Annotated in this window: 2 protein-coding genes; both read right to left on the reverse strand. The window is 33.0% G+C overall.

Annotated features, from left to right (window positions below; translation table 11 throughout):
• Positions 1–42: 42 nt before the first annotated feature.
• Positions 43–1,485 carry an ABC transporter substrate-binding protein gene (locus ACW2QF_RS04190; RefSeq protein ID WP_455714741.1) on the reverse strand — a complete coding sequence of 481 codons (1,443 nt, stop codon included), beginning with the start codon at positions 1,483–1,485 and terminating at the stop codon, positions 43–45.
• A 343-nt stretch (positions 1,486–1,828) separates the two neighbouring features.
• Positions 1,829–3,196, reverse strand: coding sequence for a glycosyl hydrolase family 8 (locus ACW2QF_RS04195; RefSeq protein ID WP_455714742.1), 1,368 nt, complete (start codon positions 3,194–3,196; stop codon positions 1,829–1,831).
• Between the last annotated feature and the right edge of the window lie 37 nt (positions 3,197–3,233).

Here is a 3,233-nt window from a genome sequence, read left to right on the forward strand (position 1 = left end):
GATTAATAACTATATATTATTAAATACTTTTAGGAGACCAAATTATTTAGCTCTTTCTGATTTCCAAGAGTCTTTAACAACTGTTACAACTTGATCCCATTCCATGCTACCTTGAACGTATTCAAGTAAAGCGTCACCAAAAGCGTTCTTGAAATCTTCACTTGGGAATGCTGCGAATGTCCAAACTACAGAAGTAGTTCCTTCTTTTTCCATCCACGCTAACACTTCTTTTGATAATGGATCACTTGGTTTTTCTGCATCTGTGAATGAATCAAATGGAGCAATGAATCCTAAATCTTTAGATACATATGCTTTACCAGTTTCACTTGTGAATAACCAATTTAAGAAATCCATAGAAGCTTGTTGTTTTGCTTCTGAAACTTGACTATTGATTGCAAAGTAGTTTTCAGTACCAACACATAAACCTTGTGTTTCTTCACCTGCTACACCAGTGTAGATAGGCAAAAATTTGATATCACTTTCACTAACTGTGTTTCCATCAACTTGGCTAATTTGGCTCCAAGCCCAGTTACCATTTTGAACCATAGCACATTTTCCTAAAGCGAAATCTGCCATAGAGTCGTTTACTGATTTAGCTCCTAATAAACCTTTTTCAACACTTGAGTTGTTTGTATATAAATCATATATATTCTTGAAGTTTTCAGCATACTTAAATTCAATTTCATTAGCTGCAAGACCTGCTAATACAGTATTATCATATGCTGTATTGTCTTTGAATTCATAATAAAGTGGTAAGTTTGCTAAGTGAGTTTGCCATCTCCATTGTTCACCAGCTGCCATAGAAGTTGATGCAAATACACCTTCAATATTAAGATCAGCTTTTCTTGCTTGCATGTCTTCTACAACTGCTTTTAAAGTAGCAAAGTTATTGATTTCATCCATAGAAGCAACTGTAGTTGCTCTATCAGTTAAAGCAAAATATTTATCCATGATAGCGTTGTTATAGATAATACCATAACCTTCAACTGCATAAGGAACTCCATATACGCCTTCACCTTCTGTAACAGCTAAGCTCTTATCAGTTAAGTGTGAATATAAATCTGAATCTTTCATATCAGCGCAATAGTCTTTCCAGTTTTGATAACCAACAGGTCCATTGATTTGGAAAATTGTTGGGGCATCTTTTTTAGCAATTTCTGATTTTAAAGTTGTTTCATATGTACCAGATGCTGCAGTGTTTACTTTAACTTTAATACCAGTTTCTGCTTCATAATCTTTCGCTATCTTTTCATAAACTTCTGCAATTTCAGGTTTGAAGTTTAAGAAGTAAATAGAATCAACTTTTTCAGTTGAAGCATCATCAGTACTTGTGTCATTGCCATCAGTATTAGCTGCTTCTTCTGTTTTGTTACCGTTATTAGAAGTTTTGTCATTTGTGTCATTCTTCTTTCCACAACCTGTGAACAAGCTACTCATCATAACTGTTGCAAGAAGTAGTGCTACGATTTTTTTAGATTTTTTCATAATAAACACCTTTTCCTTTCTGCTTACCCTCTTTTTTACCCTTTTTCGAATAAGCACTCAATTAATGAATTTTATACTCTTCGAAAATTGATAATGATACTAGATCTTACCTATAAGTATATCTAACTAGATATGTTACTTTCCCAACAATCATATCTTAGTAACGTTATCGGTATCCTTATCGGTATCGTTTCCAGTTATCATGGTTTTATAGTAACATATGTACAAAATATTTTCAATAAAAAAAGTATGATTATGACGTTTTTGTCATTATAAACATATTTATTTATTGTTTTTTAGATATATTTACTTAATCGTTTCATTTTTATCAAATTTAGTAAAATCAGGCTGTCCACCAATTTCCACTAGCAATTATTAAGCATAATAACTTAATTGTATCGTTGTAGTAATTGTTTGTACCACTCTCAGCTACCATTTTCCATAAAGAATTTACCCAATTTTGAGCACCTTTACTACTACTTTGACACATTGCTGATATTAGTAGAGGGGCTACGTAACTCATATCATAATAACTCTCGATAGCAGATCCGTTCAATGTATAACCACTTCGTATATTCTCTGGTTTATTCCCTGTTTCTTTTCTTATCCAGGTGTTTAACAATGAAATCATGTCTTTTCCCTTTTTACTACCGGTAGTTAGATAATCTACACCTATACGAAACGGCACTCTGCAAGCATTGTAACCATAACTTCCATCTTTTGCTCCCTCTAAGAAATAAGCATTAGCTGGACTATATTTTGTGTTATCTTTTACAATGAAATCTGGAACTAAACCTGTTTTACGAGATGATTTTACAGTTAATTGATTTAATATTGTATAACTTTTTGTAACTATTGAATTCCAAGTTTTATTCCCTGTAACTTTTGCAAATGATTTAAAATGTTGAGGCATAAGATCTGAGGATCGAAGTCCTGTGTATTGCACATGGTTTTTATCCAAAGTACTCGCCCAATTACCTAATTGAATGGTATTGTTCTTTTTATTTACTTCATATTTCATAATGTCGTTAATTATATTAACAGCAGCTTTTTTATAATTAATGCTACCACTACTTCCCCATTGTTTGTCTGCTAAAAGCAATGCATATGCTATATCTAAATCACCATCTGTGGCTGAACTACCTCCTCCAAGGTCTACAATTTTCTTACCATTATCCCCCTGCTGCCATGACATTAGATATTTACCACGCTCGCAAGTGTTAGCCTTGTAATATCGATACATTCCATCAAATAATTTTTTGGCACTTTTGTCATACCCAGCCATATAAACCGTTATTAACATACCATACCCTTGTGATTCTGAAACACTGATTGGCACGGTTTGATTATTCTGTTTATTATACTTTTGTCCACTACTCCATACATAATATTGCGCTTTTCCGGTAGCGTAAGGATTCTTAACTATGTATTTTTTCTTCCATAAATCATAAAATTCTTTTGTCACTTTATCTTTCTTTGATTGCTTCACACTTGGAGTTATCGTCCCTTTTGTATATGTAACATGTTGTGGAAAAGGATAATGAATTACCCCTGCTGCTGAAACCTCACTAGCTACCTTATAATCGATCAATTTGCCAGTTTCGTCACTAAATCTTAATGAATTGTTTGGTACTACGATACTTGTTACCATAGATATTAAAATTATAATTGCACATATCCTACTTGATTTTCTTCTATTGTTTACTTTCATACTGCTCCTCCTCATATAGTAAAATCCCGCGCTAATC

The sequence above is a fragment of the Anaerosporobacter sp. genome (genome assembly GCF_965301125.1).